This is a genomic window from Kribbella pratensis, from assembly GCF_004365355.1.
Lineage (GTDB): Bacteria > Actinomycetota > Actinomycetes > Propionibacteriales > Kribbellaceae > Kribbella.
In genome coordinates this window covers 795,700-813,205 of sequence record NZ_SODP01000003.1, presented here as the reverse complement: position 1 = coordinate 813,205, position 17,506 = coordinate 795,700, and the positions used below count along the sequence as shown (strand labels likewise).

The 17,506-nt window shown below is 67.9% G+C and carries 20 protein-coding genes; 10 read left to right on the top strand and 10 right to left on the bottom strand.

Annotated elements, in window-relative coordinates; genetic code table 11:
- Together EV653_RS31780 and EV653_RS31775 are read left to right on the top strand one after the other, a co-directional pair.
- Entirely contained in the window at nucleotides 1-948 is a 948-nt protein-coding gene (locus tag EV653_RS31780) for a carbohydrate kinase family protein (RefSeq protein WP_134108317.1), read from the top strand.
- A 1-nt stretch (nucleotide 949) separates the two neighbouring features.
- Nucleotides 950-1,420 carry a hypothetical protein gene (locus EV653_RS31775; protein ID WP_134108315.1) on the top strand — a complete coding sequence of 157 codons (471 nt, stop codon included), beginning with the start codon at nucleotides 950-952 and terminating at the stop codon, nucleotides 1,418-1,420.
- On the opposite strand, the gene EV653_RS31770 is transcribed toward EV653_RS31775, so the two are convergent.
- On the bottom strand, nucleotides 1,417-2,085 hold the full coding sequence (locus EV653_RS31770) for a FadR/GntR family transcriptional regulator (RefSeq protein WP_134108313.1): 669 nt from the start codon (nucleotides 2,083-2,085) through the stop codon (nucleotides 1,417-1,419). The genes EV653_RS31775 and EV653_RS31770 overlap by 4 nt on opposite strands.
- A gap of 187 nt (nucleotides 2,086-2,272) precedes the next feature.
- On the opposite strand from EV653_RS31770, the gene EV653_RS31765 reads away from it, so the two are divergent.
- Together EV653_RS31765 and EV653_RS31760 are read left to right on the top strand one after the other, a co-directional pair.
- Nucleotides 2,273-3,601: a 2-isopropylmalate synthase gene (locus tag EV653_RS31765; RefSeq protein WP_238160565.1), complete on the top strand. Its 1,329-nt coding sequence runs from the start codon at nucleotides 2,273-2,275 to the stop codon at nucleotides 3,599-3,601.
- On the top strand, nucleotides 3,589-4,377 hold the full coding sequence (locus tag EV653_RS31760) for an ABC transporter ATP-binding protein (protein WP_134108310.1): 789 nt from the start codon (nucleotides 3,589-3,591) through the stop codon (nucleotides 4,375-4,377). Before EV653_RS31765 ends, EV653_RS31760 begins: the two co-directional genes overlap by 13 nt.
- Here EV653_RS31760 and EV653_RS31755 read toward each other — a convergent pair.
- Nucleotides 4,319-5,131, bottom strand: a complete 813-nt coding sequence (locus tag EV653_RS31755; RefSeq protein ID WP_134108308.1) for a hypothetical protein — start codon at nucleotides 5,129-5,131, stop codon at nucleotides 4,319-4,321. The genes EV653_RS31760 and EV653_RS31755 overlap by 59 nt on opposite strands.
- A gap of 74 nt (nucleotides 5,132-5,205) precedes the next feature.
- Between EV653_RS31755 and EV653_RS31750 the strand changes: the two genes are divergently transcribed.
- Complete coding sequence (locus EV653_RS31750) at nucleotides 5,206-5,709, top strand: hypothetical protein (RefSeq protein WP_134108306.1); 504 nt, start codon at nucleotides 5,206-5,208, stop codon at nucleotides 5,707-5,709.
- Complete coding sequence (locus EV653_RS31745; protein ID WP_134108304.1) at nucleotides 5,700-6,197, top strand: hypothetical protein; 498 nt, start codon at nucleotides 5,700-5,702, stop codon at nucleotides 6,195-6,197. The genes EV653_RS31750 and EV653_RS31745 overlap by 10 nt, the downstream gene beginning before the upstream one ends.
- Here the strand turns inward: EV653_RS31745 and EV653_RS31740 are convergent.
- Complete coding sequence (locus EV653_RS31740) at nucleotides 6,190-6,861, bottom strand: DUF1707 SHOCT-like domain-containing protein (protein ID WP_238160564.1); 672 nt, start codon at nucleotides 6,859-6,861, stop codon at nucleotides 6,190-6,192. The two genes, EV653_RS31745 and EV653_RS31740, sit on opposite strands and share 8 nt — an antisense overlap.
- A gap of 120 nt (nucleotides 6,862-6,981) precedes the next feature.
- Between EV653_RS31740 and EV653_RS31735 the strand changes: the two genes are divergently transcribed.
- Together EV653_RS31735 and EV653_RS31730 are read left to right on the top strand one after the other, a co-directional pair.
- A complete protein-coding gene (locus EV653_RS31735) occupies nucleotides 6,982-7,314 on the top strand; it encodes a hypothetical protein (RefSeq protein WP_134108300.1) in 333 nt (110 codons plus the stop codon).
- Nucleotides 7,315-7,393: 79 nt separating this feature from the next.
- Nucleotides 7,394-9,058 (top strand): fumarate hydratase, encoded by a 1,665-nt coding sequence (locus tag EV653_RS31730; protein WP_134108297.1) that lies wholly within the window; start codon nucleotides 7,394-7,396, stop codon nucleotides 9,056-9,058.
- Between the two features lie 414 nt (nucleotides 9,059-9,472).
- On the opposite strand, the gene EV653_RS41400 is transcribed toward EV653_RS31730, so the two are convergent.
- The 4 genes from EV653_RS41400 to EV653_RS31715 are packed head-to-tail and all read right to left on the bottom strand — an operon-like array spanning nucleotide 9,473 to nucleotide 12,272.
- Nucleotides 9,473-9,631, bottom strand: a complete 159-nt coding sequence (locus tag EV653_RS41400) for a hypothetical protein (RefSeq protein ID WP_166679636.1) — start codon at nucleotides 9,629-9,631, stop codon at nucleotides 9,473-9,475.
- 57 nt (nucleotides 9,632-9,688) lie between these two features.
- The gene (locus EV653_RS31725) at nucleotides 9,689-10,207 is read right to left on the bottom strand and encodes a hypothetical protein (protein ID WP_134108295.1); all 519 of its coding nucleotides are present in this window, start codon (nucleotides 10,205-10,207) and stop codon (nucleotides 9,689-9,691) included.
- On the bottom strand, nucleotides 10,207-10,872 hold the full coding sequence (locus EV653_RS31720; protein WP_238160563.1) for a DUF402 domain-containing protein: 666 nt from the start codon (nucleotides 10,870-10,872) through the stop codon (nucleotides 10,207-10,209). Before EV653_RS31720 ends, EV653_RS31725 begins: the two co-directional genes overlap by 1 nt.
- Nucleotides 10,869-12,272, bottom strand: coding sequence for a class II fumarate hydratase (locus tag EV653_RS31715; protein ID WP_134108293.1), 1,404 nt, complete (start codon nucleotides 12,270-12,272; stop codon nucleotides 10,869-10,871). Before EV653_RS31715 ends, EV653_RS31720 begins: the two co-directional genes overlap by 4 nt.
- A gap of 78 nt (nucleotides 12,273-12,350) precedes the next feature.
- Between EV653_RS31715 and EV653_RS31710 the strand changes: the two genes are divergently transcribed.
- Entirely contained in the window at nucleotides 12,351-12,728 is a 378-nt protein-coding gene (locus EV653_RS31710) for a DUF3224 domain-containing protein (RefSeq protein ID WP_134108291.1), read from the top strand.
- Here the strand turns inward: EV653_RS31710 and EV653_RS31705 are convergent.
- Nucleotides 12,713-13,354: a hypothetical protein gene (locus EV653_RS31705; RefSeq protein ID WP_166679635.1), complete on the bottom strand. Its 642-nt coding sequence runs from the start codon at nucleotides 13,352-13,354 to the stop codon at nucleotides 12,713-12,715. The two genes, EV653_RS31710 and EV653_RS31705, sit on opposite strands and share 16 nt — an antisense overlap.
- A gap of 92 nt (nucleotides 13,355-13,446) precedes the next feature.
- Here EV653_RS31705 and EV653_RS31700 point away from each other — a divergent pair, with 92 nt between their 5' ends.
- Complete coding sequence (locus EV653_RS31700) at nucleotides 13,447-14,169, top strand: SDR family oxidoreductase (RefSeq protein ID WP_238160562.1); 723 nt, start codon at nucleotides 13,447-13,449, stop codon at nucleotides 14,167-14,169.
- 1 nt (nucleotide 14,170) lies between these two features.
- Here EV653_RS31700 and EV653_RS31695 read toward each other — a convergent pair whose 3' ends face one another.
- Both EV653_RS31695 and EV653_RS31690 read right to left on the bottom strand, forming a co-directional pair.
- Entirely contained in the window at nucleotides 14,171-14,869 is a 699-nt protein-coding gene (locus EV653_RS31695; protein ID WP_134108283.1) for a hypothetical protein, read from the bottom strand.
- A 182-nt stretch (nucleotides 14,870-15,051) separates the two neighbouring features.
- Nucleotides 15,052-16,383, bottom strand: coding sequence for a PhoH family protein (locus EV653_RS31690; RefSeq protein WP_134108280.1), 1,332 nt, complete (start codon nucleotides 16,381-16,383; stop codon nucleotides 15,052-15,054).
- Nucleotides 16,384-17,506 lie beyond the last annotated feature (1,123 nt).

Sequence of the window (17,506 nt, the reverse complement as noted above, 5' to 3'; positions counted from 1 at the left end):
GTGACCGCACCTGTCCTCGTCATTGGTGAAGCGCTTGTCGACATCGTCAACGCTGCGGCCAAGACCACCCGCAATGGGAACGGGAAGGGCAAGGCGATCCCGGGCGGGTTCGCGGCGAACGTCGCCGTCGGACTGGCCAGGATGGGCGTGCCGACCGAGTTGGTGGCGCGCTTCGGCACCGACCAGTACGGCGACCTGCTCGGCGCGCACCTGTTCGGCAACGGCGTTCAGCTCGCTCCTGGAACGGTCGATCCCGGGTTCCGGACCAGCACCGCGACCGCGACGCTCGACGCCGAGGGCGTGGCGACGTACCAGTTCGACATGACCTGGGATCCGCCGGCGTTGTCGCTGCGGCGCGGTTGCCCGGCGATCCACACCGGCTCGATCGCGACCATGCTCGAGCCCGGCGCGACGGCGATCCACCGGTTCCTGGAGTCGGTGGTCGACCAGCCCGTCACGGTCACGCTTGACCCGAACGCGCGTCCGGCGATCACGCCGGACCCGGTGGTCGCGTGGGCCGCCGTACGGAAGCTGGCCGCGCTGTCCGACCTGGTCAAGCTGAGCGACGAGGACTGCGCGTTCTTCCGCCCCGGAGTGTCGCTCGACGAGATTGCCGCGGAGTTGCTGACCGAGGAGCGGACGCAGTGCGTGGTCATCACGCGTGGCGGCGAGGGCGCGATCGGTGTCGGCCGGGACGTGCAGGTCGAGGTGAAGGCGCCGGCGATCGAGGTGGTCGACACCGTCGGGGCTGGCGACTCGCTGATGGCGGCGCTCATCACCGGTCTGCTCAAGCGTGACTTGCTCGGCCAGCGCCGGCTCGCCGGGCTGACTTCCGAGGCCCTGCACGACGTCGTGGACTACGCGGTGAAGGCGGCTGCGATCACCTGCACGCGGCACGGCGCGGATCCGCCGACCGCGGCCGAACACGCTGCGCGGTGGGGCGCCTGACATGTCGGCGGAGACGTGGACGTCCGAGTTGGAGTCCAAGGGCAGCGTGGTGTTCCCGCCACGCCGCGGCCGGCTGACGGTCCGGCTGGTCGGGTTCGCACTGTTGATGGTGCTGTCCGCGTGGACGAACATCGACCACCTGCGCGCTGACGGCGTCTCCGGTGCGCTGGGCGTACTGCGGCTGACAGCGCTCGCCGCCTTCGTCTACGGTACGGCGCTGACCGCGTGGCAGCTGATCACGAACCGTCCGGTCGTCACGATCGACGCCGAAGGCATCACCCGCGGCCGCAACCTGCCCTGGTCCGGCATCACCAGCATCGACGCGCCGACCGGTCTCCCGCTCGCCCGTACGGTGCAGGTCAACCCGGCGGACCGCCGTACGCGCCCGATCTCGATCCCCCAGGACAACGTCGAGGATCTCGAAGCGCTGACGCCCTGGCTGCGGTCACTCCTGGATCAGCACCGCGATTAGGCCAGGGTGTTGCGGACCGCGCTGAGATGCGCGCGGGAGCGGGCCGCGGCGAGCTCGGGGTCCTGGAGGCGGATGGCTTCGGCGATCGCCGCGTGGGCAGCTTGGTCGTGCCGGTGGCGGTGCTGGTCGTCGAGCTTCAGCATGTCGATCATCGCCCGGCGGATCCGCGGTGCGAACGAGTCGAACAGCTCCGTGAGTACGGCGTTGTGCGCGGCCGCCACGACCGCGCGATGGAACGCCATATCGGCCTCGATGTACCAGTCGTCCGGAGCACTCAGCGCCGCGCGTTTGCGGTCGGTCAGCGTGTAGCGGAAGTTCTTCAGGTCTTCCGGAGTACGACGGGACGCCGCGAGCCGGGCGCCTTCGGTCTCGATCGCGAGCCGGCCCTCGAGTACGTCGGTGATGTCGGCCTTCCGTAGAACCTTGTCCCAGTCCTCGGCAGCCTGTCGCGCGATGACGAACACGCCTGCGCCCTGACGGCTCTCGAGCACGCGGCGGCCGGCGAGCTCGCGCACGGCCTCGCGGATCGTCGACCTGCCGACGCCCAACTGCGCGGCCAGCGTGGTCTCGCCGGGAAGCTTTTCGCCGAGCGTCCACTCACCGCTCCCGATCCGGCGCAGCAGCTCCTCGGCGGCCTGCTCGGCCAGCGGGTGACGGCGAATCATCCCGACAGTCTACGAGACCCCTCAGGTTGTCAGCTTGTCTGAGGAGTTGGTAGCGTGCTCGGCATGCGCAAGCTTTCGGGTCTTCTCCTTCTTCGCCGCCACGGCGGGAGCTGAGTCGACCGGCGCTCCCTCCGTGGAGTGCTTTCGCCTGCCGGTCCTCCCATCGCTCCGGAAGGACCACACCCCCATGAACCGCCAACAGCCCTCCCCCATGCCGAGCCACCGCTACCGCGACATCTTTGCCAAGGTCCCGGTCGCCCCGGTCGACCGCACCTGGCCGGACCGCCGGATCACCACCGCGCCGCTGTGGGTGCCGGTCGATCTGCGCGATGGCAACCAGGCGCTCGCCGAGCCGATGGATCCGGCGCGCAAGCGGAAGTTCTTCGAGCTGATGGTTGCCATCGGCTACAAAGAGATCGAGGTCGGGTATCCGTCCGCATCGCAGACCGACTTCGATTTCGTCCGGTTGCTGGCCGAGTCGGATCTTGTGCCTTCCGACGTCACCATCGTCGTGTTCACGCCGGCCCGGGCCGATCTGATCGCCCGGACGGTCGAGTCCGTCGCCGGGATGCGCGGCGATGTCGTGATCCACATGTACGCCGCGACCGCGCCGAAGTGGCGGGACGTCGTACTGCGTCGTACGCGGGACGAACTGGCGTCGATGATCTACGCCGGATCCGAGGAGATCCTGCGGTTGGCCGGCGATTCCGTTCGGTTCCAGTTCTCGCCTGAGGTCTACAACCTGACCGAGCCGGACTACGTGCTCGAACTGGCGGATCACCTCACCAAGCAGTGGGACGCGACGCCGGAGCGGCCGGTGATCATGAACCTGCCGGCGACGGTCGAGGTCGCGACGCCGAACGTCTACGCCGACCAGATCGAGTACATGCACCAGAACCTGCCTCGGCGCGACGGTGTGATCCTGTCCGTGCATCCGCACAACGATCGCGGCACAGGGATCGCCTGCGCCGAGCTCGCCGTCCTCGCGGGTGCGCAGCGGGTCGAGGGCTGCATCTTCGGGAACGGCGAACGCACCGGCAACGTGGACATCGCGACCCTCGCGCTCAACCTGCACGCGCAAGGCGTGGACCCTATGGTCGACTTCTCGGACATCGACCGGATCCGCGAGGTGGTCGAGTACTGCACGCGGATGCCGATCCACCCACGACACCCCTACGTCGGGGAGCTCGTCTACACAGCGTTCTCCGGGACGCATCAGGACGCGATCCGGAAGGGGTTCGCCGTACAGGACGACGGTTTCTGGGACGTGCCGTACCTGCCGATCGATCCGGCGGATGTCGGGCGCGGGTACGAGGCCGTCGTCCGGGTCAACAGCCAGTCGGGTAAGGGCGGGATCGCCCACGTGCTGGAGTCTGTGTACGGCGTACGGCTGTCGGCCGCACAGGAACGCGAGTTCGCGCAGCATGTGCAGCGGCGTACGGACGAGACCGGGCGCGAAGCGAGCGCGGAGGAGCTGAAGGCGTTGTACGAGGAGGTTTACGGGTGCTCGAACTGAAAGATGTCGACTTCGTCCGGGACGGCAAACTGTTGCTGTCCGGGGTGTCGCTGACGGTCGGCGACGGTGAGCGGTGGGCTCTGCTCGGACCGAACGGCGCAGGCAAGAGCACGATCCTCGGCCTCTGCGGCGCGGTCACGCACCCCACCCGCGGCACCGTCGAGATCCTCGGGAAGCGACTCGGGACGGTCGACATCCGCACGCTGCGAGAATCCATCGGGCACGTCAATCCGCGGCATCCGCTGCGTTCGCCACTCTCCATCCTCGACGTCGTCCTCACCGGTCTGACCGGCACCGTCGAACGCATGCCCCGCTGGGAACCGACACCTGAGCAAACGACCCGCGCCCTCGAGCTGATCGACCTGCTGGGCGTCAGTACCCTCGCCCGCTCGCCCTGGACCACGCTGTCCCAGGGCGAGCGGGGTCGCGCCTTGATCGCCCGGGCGCTCATCTCCGACCCGAAGCTGCTCCTCCTCGACGAGCCGTCGACCGGACTGGACGTCGCCGCCCGGGAGCAGCTCCTGGAGACCCTCGACCAAATCGACGCCAGTCATCCACACCTTGCGTGGGTCCTGGTCACCCACCACCTGGAAGAGCTCCCGACCTCCACGACGCACGCGGCTCTCCTCAACAGGGGTCGTGTCCTGGCCGCCGGGCCGGTCGACGAGACCATCACCACCGGGCTGATCTCGACAACCTTCGACCACCCGATCGAAATCAACCGCCAAGCCGGCCGCTGGACCGCCACCGCCCACCGAGGAACCCGATCAGGCTGAGCAGCCCGAGGAAGGCGCAGCCTGCGGAGAGCCAGAACCAGAAGGTGACGTCCGAGCGCGCCGATTCCACCGTCCACACACAGCGCGCGTCGGCGGGGCCCGTGGCGACGTACTGGATTGGTACGACCTCGCCGACCGCGAGCACGTGCTCGCCCGGGTCGCGTCCGGTTTCGATGACGTAGTCCGCGCCTGCGACGGAGTACCGGATGTCGACCGAGCCGCTGCCCTTCTCCCACCAGGCGGGCTCGTGCACGGTGACCACTGTGCCGTTCGTCGTCGCGGTCAGCCGGTCGTCCCATGGCTGCGACACCTGGCGGGCGTGCACCCACAGGCTGCCGAACGCCAGTGTCATCAACGCGAAGAACAGCACAAGGCTCACAGGCACGAGTGGTTCTCCACGCCGTCGCCAACCGTCTGAGGGAGCGGCGTGCCTACCGGTCGGCTTCTCGCCGGTCGCAGTCTCGGCGGGGCTCACGCCTCGGACCCACAGCACCGCCCCGACGACCAGGCTCAGCACGAGCCACGCGACCAGGAGACCGCCGCCGATCAGAGCGCCGACGCCGGCCACGTCGCCGACCGAGTTCCGGGTCACGACTCCCACCAGCGCGCCGACTGCTGCGCCGAGGGCTGCGGACAGGGCGATCGCGGCAACCGACGCGAACGAGGCGAGCGTCGACCCGGAGCCGAGGAACGCGTACGTCGCCGCCGGCCCGCGCACGAACCCCCAGCTGAGCATCGCCCTGACCCGTCCCATGGACCAAGTGTCGTGCATTACAGTGACTCTGCTCCGGGGGTGGAGTCGCGAGACTGGGGGACAACTTGGCCGTCATGGGCGAGCGCCTACCCGAGGCCTGGATGGTCGAGTGGCACCACCACAACCGCGTCGAATTCCCACTCCGCGGCTGGTCGTTCCTGCAGTTCCCGCTACTACTGGCGTTGGCACCCACGTCAATGGTGCTGGCAAGCCTTCCGGACATGCTCGCCGACGGCAACTGGCGCTTCCTCGCCTACCTGTGGATCACGGCATACGCGTGCTTGGTGCTGGTCTTCCTCTACCAACTGGTCACCCGGCGCCCGTACGTCGTCGTCGACCGAGCAGGCATACGCTCCGGCCGCCGCTTCCTCCCCTGGAACGAGATCGGCTCCATCGGTCTTGTCACCGGCCCGAACCCCATCGGCAAACTACCCATCCACCCGAAGAACGTCTGGGCCAACGACCTCGTCCTCACCCGCCGACACGTCAACGACCTCAAGTCCTTCCACACCTGGCTCGACGAACTACTCACCGACCAGCGCCGTTCAGCCAGCCCGAAGGACCAGGAATGGCAATGATCGGGGACGGGCCCAGCGAGGTCTGGACCGCCGAGCTGCGGCGGACCGGACGAGTCGTGTTCCCACTGCGGCGCCAACCGCTGCTCCGGCAGACCCGGTCCGCCGTCATCCTCCTGGTCTTGCTGGCGACCACCCAGCTACCCCACGCGCTGAAGAGCGGCGGCGTGCTTCGCGTCGTGGCCGTCGTCGTCACGACCGCGGTTCTGATCGGGCTATGCGTCAGCGGCTGGCAACTGTTGACCCGCCGCCCGACGCTGACGATCGATACAACCGGCGTGCGGCGCGGACGCAGGCGGTTCGTGTCGTGGAGTGAGATCGACACCATCAACGGGCTGGACGGACCAGCAGGCGACCGGTCGTTCGCCGTGGGATCGAGCATCCGCCGGAGGAGACTCCGCCTCGGCGAGCAGCACGTACGCGATGTGGTCGCGTTCAGGGACTGGCTGATCGACCTGCTCGAGGAACACCGCCGTACGGCGCCTAGGTGAGGCCGAGGCGTTTGCTCAGGCGCGGGCCTCGTTTGATCTTGATCTCGCCGAGGATGGCGGTGCCGCGGATGTGGAAGCGTTTCGGGGCGGCGGGCTGCGCGTTCGGGTCGGGGACGGCTTTCAGGCCGGCTTCCTGTTCGGAGACGGAGCCCAGGATCGGGTTGCTGTCGAGCAGGACGATCGCGTTCGCGGGAACGCGGATCTTCACGTCGGCGAGGATCGACTTCACGTCGACCTGGATGTCGTCGTACGGGATCTGCGCCTCGGTGTAGTCGAGCGTGACGTCGCCGAGGACCGCGTTCACCTCCTGCCGCTGCGGGACGAGCCAGTTGCCCATCCGCTTGGTCTCGGACATGAACACGTTGATCACCGGGCCGGTCTCGACCATCGCGCCGCTGTACTGCGGGCTGACCGACGGGACGCCCGGAGCGCGCGGACCGTTCGGCAGGTCGGCGGTCAGCTCGACGAGTTCGCCGTACGTCTTGGAGCCGTACAGCGTCTCGAGCCGCTCCTCCAGCTCGGCGTACGACAACCGGCCTTCGCCCGCGGCCTCGCGCAGTACGTCGGCGACCTCCTCCCGCTCGAGGTCGGACACCCGCCGCCGCAACGCCAGCTCGTCACCGGTCGCCGCCTGCGAGGGCACGGCATCCTGCGGTCGGTTCACCTGAGGAACGTCATCCTGAGCCACCCCAAAACCATACGCGCGCAGCGCGCCAGCTGCCGCCAGGTTTCTCCCCCGATTCACCCCTGACCAGGACCCTGATCCGGCCTCATACTGACGACCATGACCTGGCCCGATGGAGCCCTGGGGCGCGCACTGGCAGCCCTGTACCTGACCGCCTGGCCGGCGACGCTTGCCGGCGTGGTGTGGACCCTCATCCTGCAGTGGTCCGGGGACGACGGGTGGGGCGGAGGCGCCCTGATCCTCTTCGTGGCCGGCGTGCTCACGATCACGGGTCTGTCCGTGGTGCTCCGCAAGCGGGTGCCAGAGAAGACGAACAGGCTGACCAAGAACATGGCCGGGGACCAGCGGGCGTACCACCGGCTGGCACTTGGGCTCGAGCTGAGGGGCGCTTGGCGCGTCGTCCGTGGTGAGGGTGGCCTCACCGGCGGGTGAGACGGAGGTCGCGTCGGCTCGGCAGGTGGGGAGAACTAGGCTTTGGCCGTTCAGTCCACTCCTCCTGGAGGTATGCGCGGTGTCTGCCGACTTCAACTACTCCGATCTGTTGCCGTTGGGTGTTGACGAGACGGAGTATCGGCTGCTGACGACGGAAGGTGTCAGCACTTTCACGGCGGGCGACCGGACGTTCCTGCAGGTTCAGCCTGAGGTGCTGCAGGCGTTGACCGCGGAGGCGATGCACGACATCTCGCACTACCTGCGGACCGCGCACCTGGCCCAGCTGCGGCGGATCATCGACGACCCGGAGGCGTCCGGGAACGACCGGTTCGTCGCGCTCGACCTGTTGAAGAACGCGAACATCTCGGCCGGCGGCGTACTCCCGATGTGTCAGGACACCGGCACCGCGATCGTGATGGGCAAGAAGTCCGAGGGCGTGCTGACCGGCGCGGTCGACGAGGAGTGGATCAGCCGCGGCGTGTACGACGCGTACACCGAGCTGAACCTGCGCTACTCGCAGATGGCCCCGCTGACCATGTGGGACGAGAAGAACACCGGCTCGAACCTGCCGGCCCAGATCGAGCTCTACTCCACGCCGGGCACGACCGACCCGGCGTACAAGTTCCTGTTCATGGCCAAGGGCGGTGGCTCGGCCAACAAGTCGTTCCTGTACCAGGAGACGAAGGCGGTCCTGAACCCGTCGCGGATGATGGAGTTCCTGGACGAGAAGATCCGCTCGCTCGGTACGGCGGCCTGCCCGCCGTACCACCTCGCGGTCGTGGTCGGCGGTACGTCGGCGGAGTACGCGCTGAAGACCGCGAAGTACGCCTCCGCGCACTACCTGGACACGCTGCCGACCGCGGGATCGCCGCTGGGGCACGGGTTCCGCGACGTGGAGCTGGAGGAAGAGGTCTTCAAGCTGACGCAGGAGTTCGGGATCGGCGCGCAGTTCGGCGGGAAGTACTTCTGCCACGACGTCCGCGTGATCCGCCTCCCGCGGCACGGCGCATCCTGCCCGGTCGCGATCGCGGTGTCGTGCTCGGCGGACCGGCAGGCGCTGGCGAAGATCACGCCGGAGGGTGTGTTCCTCGAGCAGCTCGAGCGCGACCCGGCGCGGTTCCTGCCGGACACCACCGACGAGCACCTCGACGACGCGAGTGACGTCGTACGGATCGATCTGAACCGGCCGATGAGCGAGATCCGCGCGGAGCTGTCGAAGCTGCCGGTGAAGACGCGGTTGTCGCTGAGCGGGCCGCTGGTGGTGGCGCGCGATATCGCGCATGCGAAGATCAAGGAGCGGCTGGACGCGGGCGAGGAGATGCCGCAGTACCTGCGCGATCACGCGGTGTACTACGCGGGACCGGCGAAAACTCCTGAGGGATACGCGTCCGGGTCGTTCGGGCCGACGACGGCGGGGCGGATGGATGCGTACGTCGATCAGTTCCAGGCGGCCGGCGGGTCCTTCGTGATGCTTGCCAAGGGCAACCGGTCGGCGAAGGTGACGGCGGCGTGCAAGGAGCACGGCGGGTTCTACCTCGGCTCGATCGGCGGTCCGGCGGCGCGGTTGGCGCAGGACTGCATCAAGTCCGTGGATGTGTTGGAGTACGCCGAGCTCGGGATGGAAGCGGTGTGGAAGATCCAGGTCGAGGACTTCCCAGCCTTCATCGTGGTCGACGACAAGGGCAACGACTTCTTCACCGACACCCGCAAGCCGGTCCCCCTAACCGTGCGCCCGCGGAGCTGAAAGAAACAAGCAGTTGGTGAAGTCACACCCGCAGGCCGGTCCCCCCGACCGTGCGTCCCCGGAGCTATAAGAAACAAGCAGTTGGCGGAGTCACACCCGCAACCCCCCTGACCGTGCGCCCGCGGAGCTAAAAGAAACAGCAGTTGGCGGAGCCACACCCGCAAGCCAATCCCCCTGACCGTGCGCCCGCGGAGCTAAAAGAAACAAGCAGTTGGTGTAGTCACACCCGCAAGCCCGTCCCCGACCGTGCGTCCCCGGAGCTGAGCTGCTGAGTTGACCGCTCCACCCTCAGGATTGGGGGGTGGAGCGAATGGCTGTTGCGGGTCGGGAATCGCATCCGGGTGTCGGCCGGTTCGCGACGGAGGCACGGCGGACGGTGCCCGTCGCCGTGCTGGAACCGCTGGAGGAGTGACCTCAGCCGGCCTTGGTCTCGATCTGCTCGGGGAGCTTCGCCAGCAGGACGCGGGTGGCTTTGACGAGATCTGCTTCGTTGTGGCCGAAGGCCTGCAGGTAAGACCCCAGCGCCGCGCGGACGAGCTGCAGCTCCTCAGCCTCCAATTCGATGGTGTACATACTTCCAAGCTAAGCCCATCCGCCCGAGTTGCAACCGCTCGTGACCCACCTGTGTTGTCAGCCCCCCGGCCAACCCACCAGCCTGAGGATCTCCGCCGCCGTGTCCGCCACCTCGCCGTCGTTGCGAACAACGAAGTCCTCGATTGGCTGATGGGTCTCGGCAAAGGCAAGGGCCGTGGCGAGATCCCACTCCGGACCGCGGGTGGTGCGGGTGCGAGCGTCGATCAGCTCGGGCGCCGTGACGATCCGCACGACCTGCACCGCGCAGTCGGGCAGCGCGGCGGTATAGGCGTCGCGGAGCTGGGCGGAGAAGACCGGGCCACTGGCGATCAGGAACTCGGCGCCCGCCGCTCGGTAGGTCCGCCAGACCGCGGCCAGGTTGTCGATGCGGAGGTGGTCGCTGAAGCGCAGGCCGGAATCCGGCGTGCGTCGTCGAGGACCGCCGAACTGGGCGACGGCGTCCAGGTCCAGTACGCCGGTGGTGTGGCCGGCGCCCGTCAGCACACCACCGATCGCCTGGGCTGTGGTGGTCTTGCCAACACCACTGCCTCCGGTGAGAAGCAAGGCGCGGGGCATCAGCTGTGGAGCTCCTCCGCGATCAGGGTGGGCTGGTGGGTCGTCGGCGCGGCCGGGAGGCGCCAGGTGGGCGGCGGGGTCCAGAACTGCCAGTCGTCGGAGAACGGGGACGTCCACGCCTCGATGTCGCGGATGGCGGCGTGGGCGTCACCAACGATGCGCTCCGCATCGGCCTCAGAGAAGCGTCCGGCGGTGACCGCGCCCTCCAGTTCGTCCTCGTCCTTCCACTCGATGGTGCGGTCGGGCTTCATCCATAGGTCGAGCGCGTGATCGACCGTGCTGGTACGGCGGGCTGCCCAGTCGCGGACATGCTCCCGCTCGAGATTCACGTACCACCCGTGGAACGTCCCGTCCTCGCCCCAGAAGTACCAGACCGACCACGGCTTCCCGGACGGCGATACCTTGAGGATCCCGGTCCCGTGCCAGACGTCGAGCTTCAGCACTCGCTCCTCGGTGAACATCGCGACGGGACCGGCGTGCCGCGTCTCGCGTCCGTCGACGAGGACCGGTTTGAGCAACGGTGTACCCGGTGCGAGCCAGGCGACCAGCCCGTCCGCGTCGTCACGCACGACCGTCATCGGCCGCACGTTCGGCTTGTCGGCGTGCCTCCCGGTCCCTTCGTACACCCACTCGATCGTTGTCCCCGGCGCCCAGAATTCGGTCACGACTCAGCCGGGCGGGTCATGGAGAGTACGTCCAGGGCCGCGTCCAGCTGCTCCTCGGTCAGGTCTCCCTTCTCGACGTGACCGTTCTCGATCACGACCTCGCGGATCGTTTTCCCTTGTTTCAAAGCACTCTTGGCCACCGCGGCGGCGTTCTCGTAGCCGATGTAGCGGTTGAGTGGCGTCACGATCGACGGCGACGACTCAGCGAGAGCGCGGGCGTGGTCGACGTTCGCGGTGATGCCGTCGACGCAACGGTCCGCCAGCAGGCGTGAGCTGTTCGCCAGCAGGCTGATGGACTCCAGCAAGTTGCGCGCGATCACCGGGAGCATCACGTTGAGCTCGAAGTTGCCTCCGGCACCGGCCACGGTGATCGCGGTGTCGTTGCCGATCACCTGCGCGGCGACCATCAGCGTCGCCTCGCAGATCACCGGATTCACCTTGCCCGGCATGATGCTCGAGCCCGGCTGCAGGTCCGGCAGCGAGATCTCGCCGAGCCCGGCGCGCGGGCCGGATCCCATCCAACGCAGGTCGTTGCAGATCTTCGTCAGGCTCACGGCGACGGTCTTCAGTTGCCCTGACAGCTCAACGAGTCCGTCGCGAGCACCCTGCGCCTCGAAGTGGTCCTCGGCCTCGGTCAGCTCCAGACCGGTCCGGCGGTTCAGCTCGGTGATGACGGCGGCGGCGAACCCCGGCGGCGTGTTGATTCCGGTGCCGACCGCCGTCCCGCCCAGCGGCAACTCGGCGACCCTGGGCAGAGTCGCCCGCACCCGCGCGGCCCCCCGGCGGATCTGCTGCGCATACCCGTTGAACTCCTGGCCGAGGGTCACCGGCGTCGCGTCCATCAGGTGCGTCCGCCCCGACTTCACCACCTCGGCGAACTCAGATCCCTTACGAGACAGGGAATCCGCGAGGTGTTCGAGCGCCGGCAACAGGTCCTGCACGACGCCGGCCGTCGCGGCGACGTGGATCGCCGACGGGAACGTGTCGTTGCTCGACTGGGATGCGTTGACGTCGTCGTTGGGGTGCACGTCGTCGCCGAGCGAGCGGGTGGCGAGGGTGGCCAGGACCTCGTTGGCGTTCATGTTCGTCGACGTACCGGAGCCGGTTTGGAAGACATCGATCGGGAACTCGTTGTCGAACTCCCCCGCGGCGACCTTGTCCGCCGCGGCAACGATCGCCTCCGCCCGGCCCGCGTCGATGACGCCGAGCGAGGCGTTCACCACCGCGGCCGAAGCCTTGATCTGTGCCAGCGCGTGCACGAGCGCCGGCGCGAGCGGCCGCCCGGAGATCGGGAAGTTCTCCACCGCACGCTGCGTCTGCGCCCGCCACAACGCGTCGCGAGGCACCTTGACCTCGCCCATCGTGTCGTGCTCGATCCTGAATTCCACGTCATCACCCATACCTGCAGAGTACGTCGCTGAGCGTTGTCGGAACGCCCTGATAGACAAGCTGTGGACAACGACACAGGAGGGGACTGGATGAAGTTCACCCAGGTATTCGAGATCACCCAGTGGGACCAGGCGGCGTACGACGAGGCCGGTTCGATCCAGCTCGGGCGGGCGACGGTCGGGAAGACGTTCACCGGCGGCGAGCTCGAGGGCACGAGTTCGGCCGAGCTGTTGATGGTCGGGACGGCGGACGGCCCAACGGCGTACACGGCGATGGAGAGGTTCACCGGGACGCTCGGTGGGGGCAAGGGGTCGTTCGTCATGCTGCACGGGGCAACGACCGACCAGAATTCGTCTCCTGGGCGGATCGTTGCGGCTGAAGGAGATCTGGCCGGGATGACCGGCACGGTCGAGTATGTGCACGACGAGCAGGGTGCTCGGGTCTCGGTGGACTACGAGCTGCCCTGATAGACGTAGTAGGTCTCGTCCCGATCCTGCAGGCGGACCGGGACGGGGGCGACCTGGCATTTGCCGAAGACCGCTGTGACGGCTGACTCCAATGCAGCAGATGAGGACGACGACCACACGGTGAGGACGCCGTCGGTGCGCAACTTCGCCTGGCAGGTGGCGAGGAAGTCAGAGGTGTAGATGGCCGAATTCTCGTTGTAGACAAGGAAATCCGGCCCGTTGTCGACATCGAGCAGGATCGCGTCGACGGACGCGTCGGGCAGCTCCGTGACGACTGCGCGCACGTCGCCGACCACCACACCGACCCGAGGGTCGTCGAGGACCGACGGGATCAGGCCGGAGCGCATCCAGGACACCAGGTCCGGTTCGATCTCGGCGACAATCACCTGGCCGAGACGCGCATCAGCCAGCAGCGCGCAGACCGTGTAACCGAGTCCGAGCCCGCCGACGAGCACGCGGTCAGGCCGCCGTACCGCCTCCAGCGCAGCCGAAGCCAGCAGTTCCTCGCTCGACGTCTCCCGGTCGTCCATCACGAACACACCGTTGACCCGCAACTCCAGCGCCCCGTCATCACGTCGGCGCAGTACCAGCTCGCCACGCGGGCTGACCGCTCGTGCCAGCTCCACGTCAGACGCCGCCGCAGTCGATGGTAAGAATGGTGTCCTCCTTCGCTCCGGCCTCCCGGACGCGGACCAACACCCTATGCCGAGGAACGCGAGTGACGGAAAGCGGCAAGGTCGCATTGGTGACCGGCGGCAACAAAGGCATCGGTTTCGAGGTCGCCCGGCAGTTGGCCCAGCTGGACCACCAAGTGGTGCTGGGTTCGCGCGACGAGGACCGTGGCCGGATCGCTGCGGAGAAACTCCGCTCCGACGGGGCGCGGACGTCGTACGTCGTCCTGGACGTCAGCGACCTGGACAGCGTCGCGGTCGCGATCCGCCTGATCGATCAGAAGTACGGACGGCTCGACGTACTCGTGAACAACGCCGGTGTCGCCCTGCCCGAGGGCCGGCCGAGTGAAGTGCCTGTCGACGTACTGCGGCGTGTGTACGAGACCAACGTGTTCGGCCTGGTCGCAACGACGCAAGCAGCGCTGCCGTTGCTGCGCAGAGCCGAGGCCGGACGGATCGTGAACCTGTCCTCCGGCGCCGGGTCGCTGGCCCTGGTCAGCGCACCGGATTGGCGGCCGGAGTGGAACGGCCTGGCTTACAACAGGTCGAAATCAGCGGTCAACGCGGTGACCGTCGCCTTCGCGAGCGAGCTGCGGGAGACACCGATCAAGGTCAACGCGGTGAACCCAGGCTTCACCAAGACCGACATGTCCCCCGGCGCGGACCGCTCGGCGGCACAGGCCGCGGCCGTTGTGGTCCGGTACGCGACTCTCCCCACCGACGGGCCGACCGCGGGCTTCTACGACGAGAACGGCCCGATCGCCTGGTAACTCAGTACCAGCCCTTGGCCTGGGAGTGGCCCCAAGCGGAGCACGGGGAGCCGTAGGTGGCTTCGATGTAGTCCAGTCCCCACTTGATCTGGGTGACCGGGTTGGTGCGCCAGTCCTTGCCGTACGCCGCCATCCGGTTGCCGGGCAGCGCCTGCGGAATGCCGTACGCCGTCGACGACGGGTTGTCGGCGTTGACCTTCCAGCGCGACTCCTTGTTCCAGAGCTTCTCCAGGCAGCTGAACTGGCTCTGGCTCCAGCCGTGGTCGGGCAGGAGGTTCATCGCGACCTCCTTGGGCGTGCCCTGGTACTTCTTCCGCTCGGCGTCGCGGCTGGCCCGCTCCTCCTGGACCGAACGGTCGGCCTTCGCCAGCGCTTCGTACCGGCGCAGGGCAGCGTTCTTGGCCTTCATCTTGACGTCGGCCGCATCCTGGGCCGCGGTGATCAACTCGACCTGGTTCCGCATCCGGATCGCGTCGGCGGCCTCGTCCGCGGCGGAGCTGGTCGACTTCGGGGCTGCCGATGGCGTAGCGGCGCCGGAGAGCACCTTGCCACTGTTGATGACGGCCATCTCAGCTCGCCCTGAGACCTTCTCCGACGCACTGCTGCTCCCGGGGGAGCTGAAGAGGTCGATACCCGCGACAACGGAGACGACGGCGACTCCTGTTACTGCGAGAGCCGCGACGGAGCGCTTCGCTTTCATCTGTCCTTCCGAGAAAACCCGACCCCCGTCGGCTGCAACGAGAACATACTCTGACGTAAACCGTGCGTGATCACAAGCAGGTCACAAACGAACGGTGCGGCCGCCAGCGTGGCGACCGCACCGAGCGCGGAATCCTTACCTCTGCTTTACAGAAAGTTATGACCCAATAACGCGAACACTCCTTACAGCTGCAGGTCGTCGAGCATCTCCGTGACCAGAGCCGCGATCGGCGACCGCTCCGAGCGGGTCAGGGTGACGTGCGCGAACAGCGGGTGACCCTTCAGCTGCTCGACCACCGCGACCACGCCGTCGTGACGACCGACACGCAGGTTGTCCCGCTGGGCGACGTCGTGGGTCAGCACGACCCGCGAGTTCGCCCCGACCCGCGACAGCACCGTCAGGAGCACGTTCCGCTCCAGCGACTGAGCCTCGTCCACGATCACGAACGCGTCGTGCAGCGACCGCCCGCGGATGTGGGTCAGCGGCAGCACCTCGAGCATGCCGCGGTCCATCACCTCGTCGATTACGTCACCGCTGGTCAGCGCGCCGAGCGTGTCGTAGACGGCCTGCGCCCACGGCCCCATCTTCTCGGACTCGGTGCCCGGCAGGTACCCGAGCTCCTGCCCGCCGACTGCGAACAGCGGACGGAACACGATGACCTTCTTGTGCTGCCGGCGCTCCATCACCGACTCCAGGCCGGCGCACAGGGCCAGCGCGGACTTACCGGTACCGGCGCGGCCGCCGAGGGAAATGATCCCGACATCGGGGTCCAGCAGCAGGTCGAGCGCAACCCGCTGCTCGGCGGACCGCCCGCGGATCCCGAATGCCTCCCGGTCGCCGCGGACCAGCCGGATCCGCTTGTCCGGCATCACCCGGCCGAGCGCACTGCCGCGGTCGGACAGCATCACCAGACCGGTGTGCGTCGGGAACTCGCCCGCCTGCGGCAGCTCCACGGAGCCGTTCTCGTACAGGTCGTCCACGATGTGCGTCTCGACCTCGAGCTCGGCCATCCCGGTCCAGCCGGACTCCAGGGTCAGCTCGGCGCGGTACTCCTCGGCCTGCAGCCCGCACGCCGATGCCTTGACCCGCATCGGAAGGTCCTTCGAGACCAGCGTCACATCCTTGCCCTCGGCCATGAAATTGCAGGCCACGGCCAGGATGCGGCTGTCGTTGTCGCCGAGCCGGAAACCGGCCGGCAGCGTCTCCGGGTCGGTGTGGTTCAACTCGACCCGGAGAGTTCCACCCTTCTCCCCCACTGGCAGGGGCGCGTCCAGACGTCCGTGCAGGATCCGGAGCTCGTCGAGCAGTCGCAGCGCGGTGCGAGCGAAGTAGCCGAGTTCCGGGTGGTGCCGTTTGGCCTCCAATTCGGTGACAACGACCACCGGAACGACCACTTCGTGCTCGTCGAACCGCAGCATCGCGTGCGGGTCCGAGAGAAGCACCGAGGTGTCCAGCACGAAGGTGCGCTGGTCCGGTGTTGATGAGGTACTTGACGCCTTGGCGTGGATGGCCATGTCGCACGTCCTCTTCTAGGCCGTGACGTACACCCTCGCCCCGGCCCGCCAGTGGTTAGGTGATGGGTCGGGTGCCGCCCTCGGGGTCCGGTGTTGACCCCGTCCGCGCCGCCGCAGGAGCGGCAACGGCGATCAGTGAGTTCGAGACCAGGGGACACGCCCTAGGTCTCGGGGACTCCGTTCGGCCCCTCATGGGGCAACCGGCTGGAACGAGATTCTCAAACTGATCGGGCCTCCCGTGACAGCCGGCTTCCCCTCCGACCGTCTCTGCCAGAGTAGGAGCCCCCTGCAAACGGCGCAGCCCGACACGCCCGGCCACGGGGTTAACACGGCGTTACACGCCTTCAACCAACCGAGGGAGCAGGTTCACTCGGGAGGGTGATCCGGTACGCCGTTCCGCCCGGCGACGCTCGGTACATGAGGAAGAACTGGCCGTCGTGGACCGGGTACGCCACCGCCGGATGGTCGCTCCTGTACGGCGTACTCGGCGTTTACTGGAGCTTCGGCGGAGCCGGCTACCCGTTCGCGCACGTGCCGGACGACCGCGCCACCGCGTCGATCCTGGAAGGTACGCCGGTGGACGTGGTCGCGCCGGTGATGGCAACGATCGGCCTCGCCGGCGCCGTACTTGCGGTCGCGATGACCCGGATGCGCCCGCGCGGATCGGTTCTGCAGGCGATTGCCGCCGTACTCGCGGTCGGACTCGCGCTGGTGATCCCTGACTACACACTGATCGCGGTCGTTGCCCTCTCACCCGCGATCGTGGTCTTCGCGTTCACCGGCGTACCGGGCGCGCAGGGTGGCATCGGCGACATCCTGTACTGGCATCGGGTGAACTTGGTCATCCTGTTCATCGGCGGCGTCCTGTGGGCGGCGACCGCTATCGCGTACCACCGCCGCAGCCGGAACGTCTGCGTGTCGTGCGGTCGAGGAGCTTCCGAGCCGGCGTGGCAGAGCCCCACGGCCGCGCTCCGGTGGGGCAAGTGGGCCGTGGGCATCGCAGTGGCGGCGAACCTTCCGTACGAGTTCACCCGCGTCGCCTGGTACTTCGGCTGGCCGGTCGGTATCAGCGACGACTTCCACCAGATGATGGCCGACACACCCGGCATGCTCGAGATGGGCC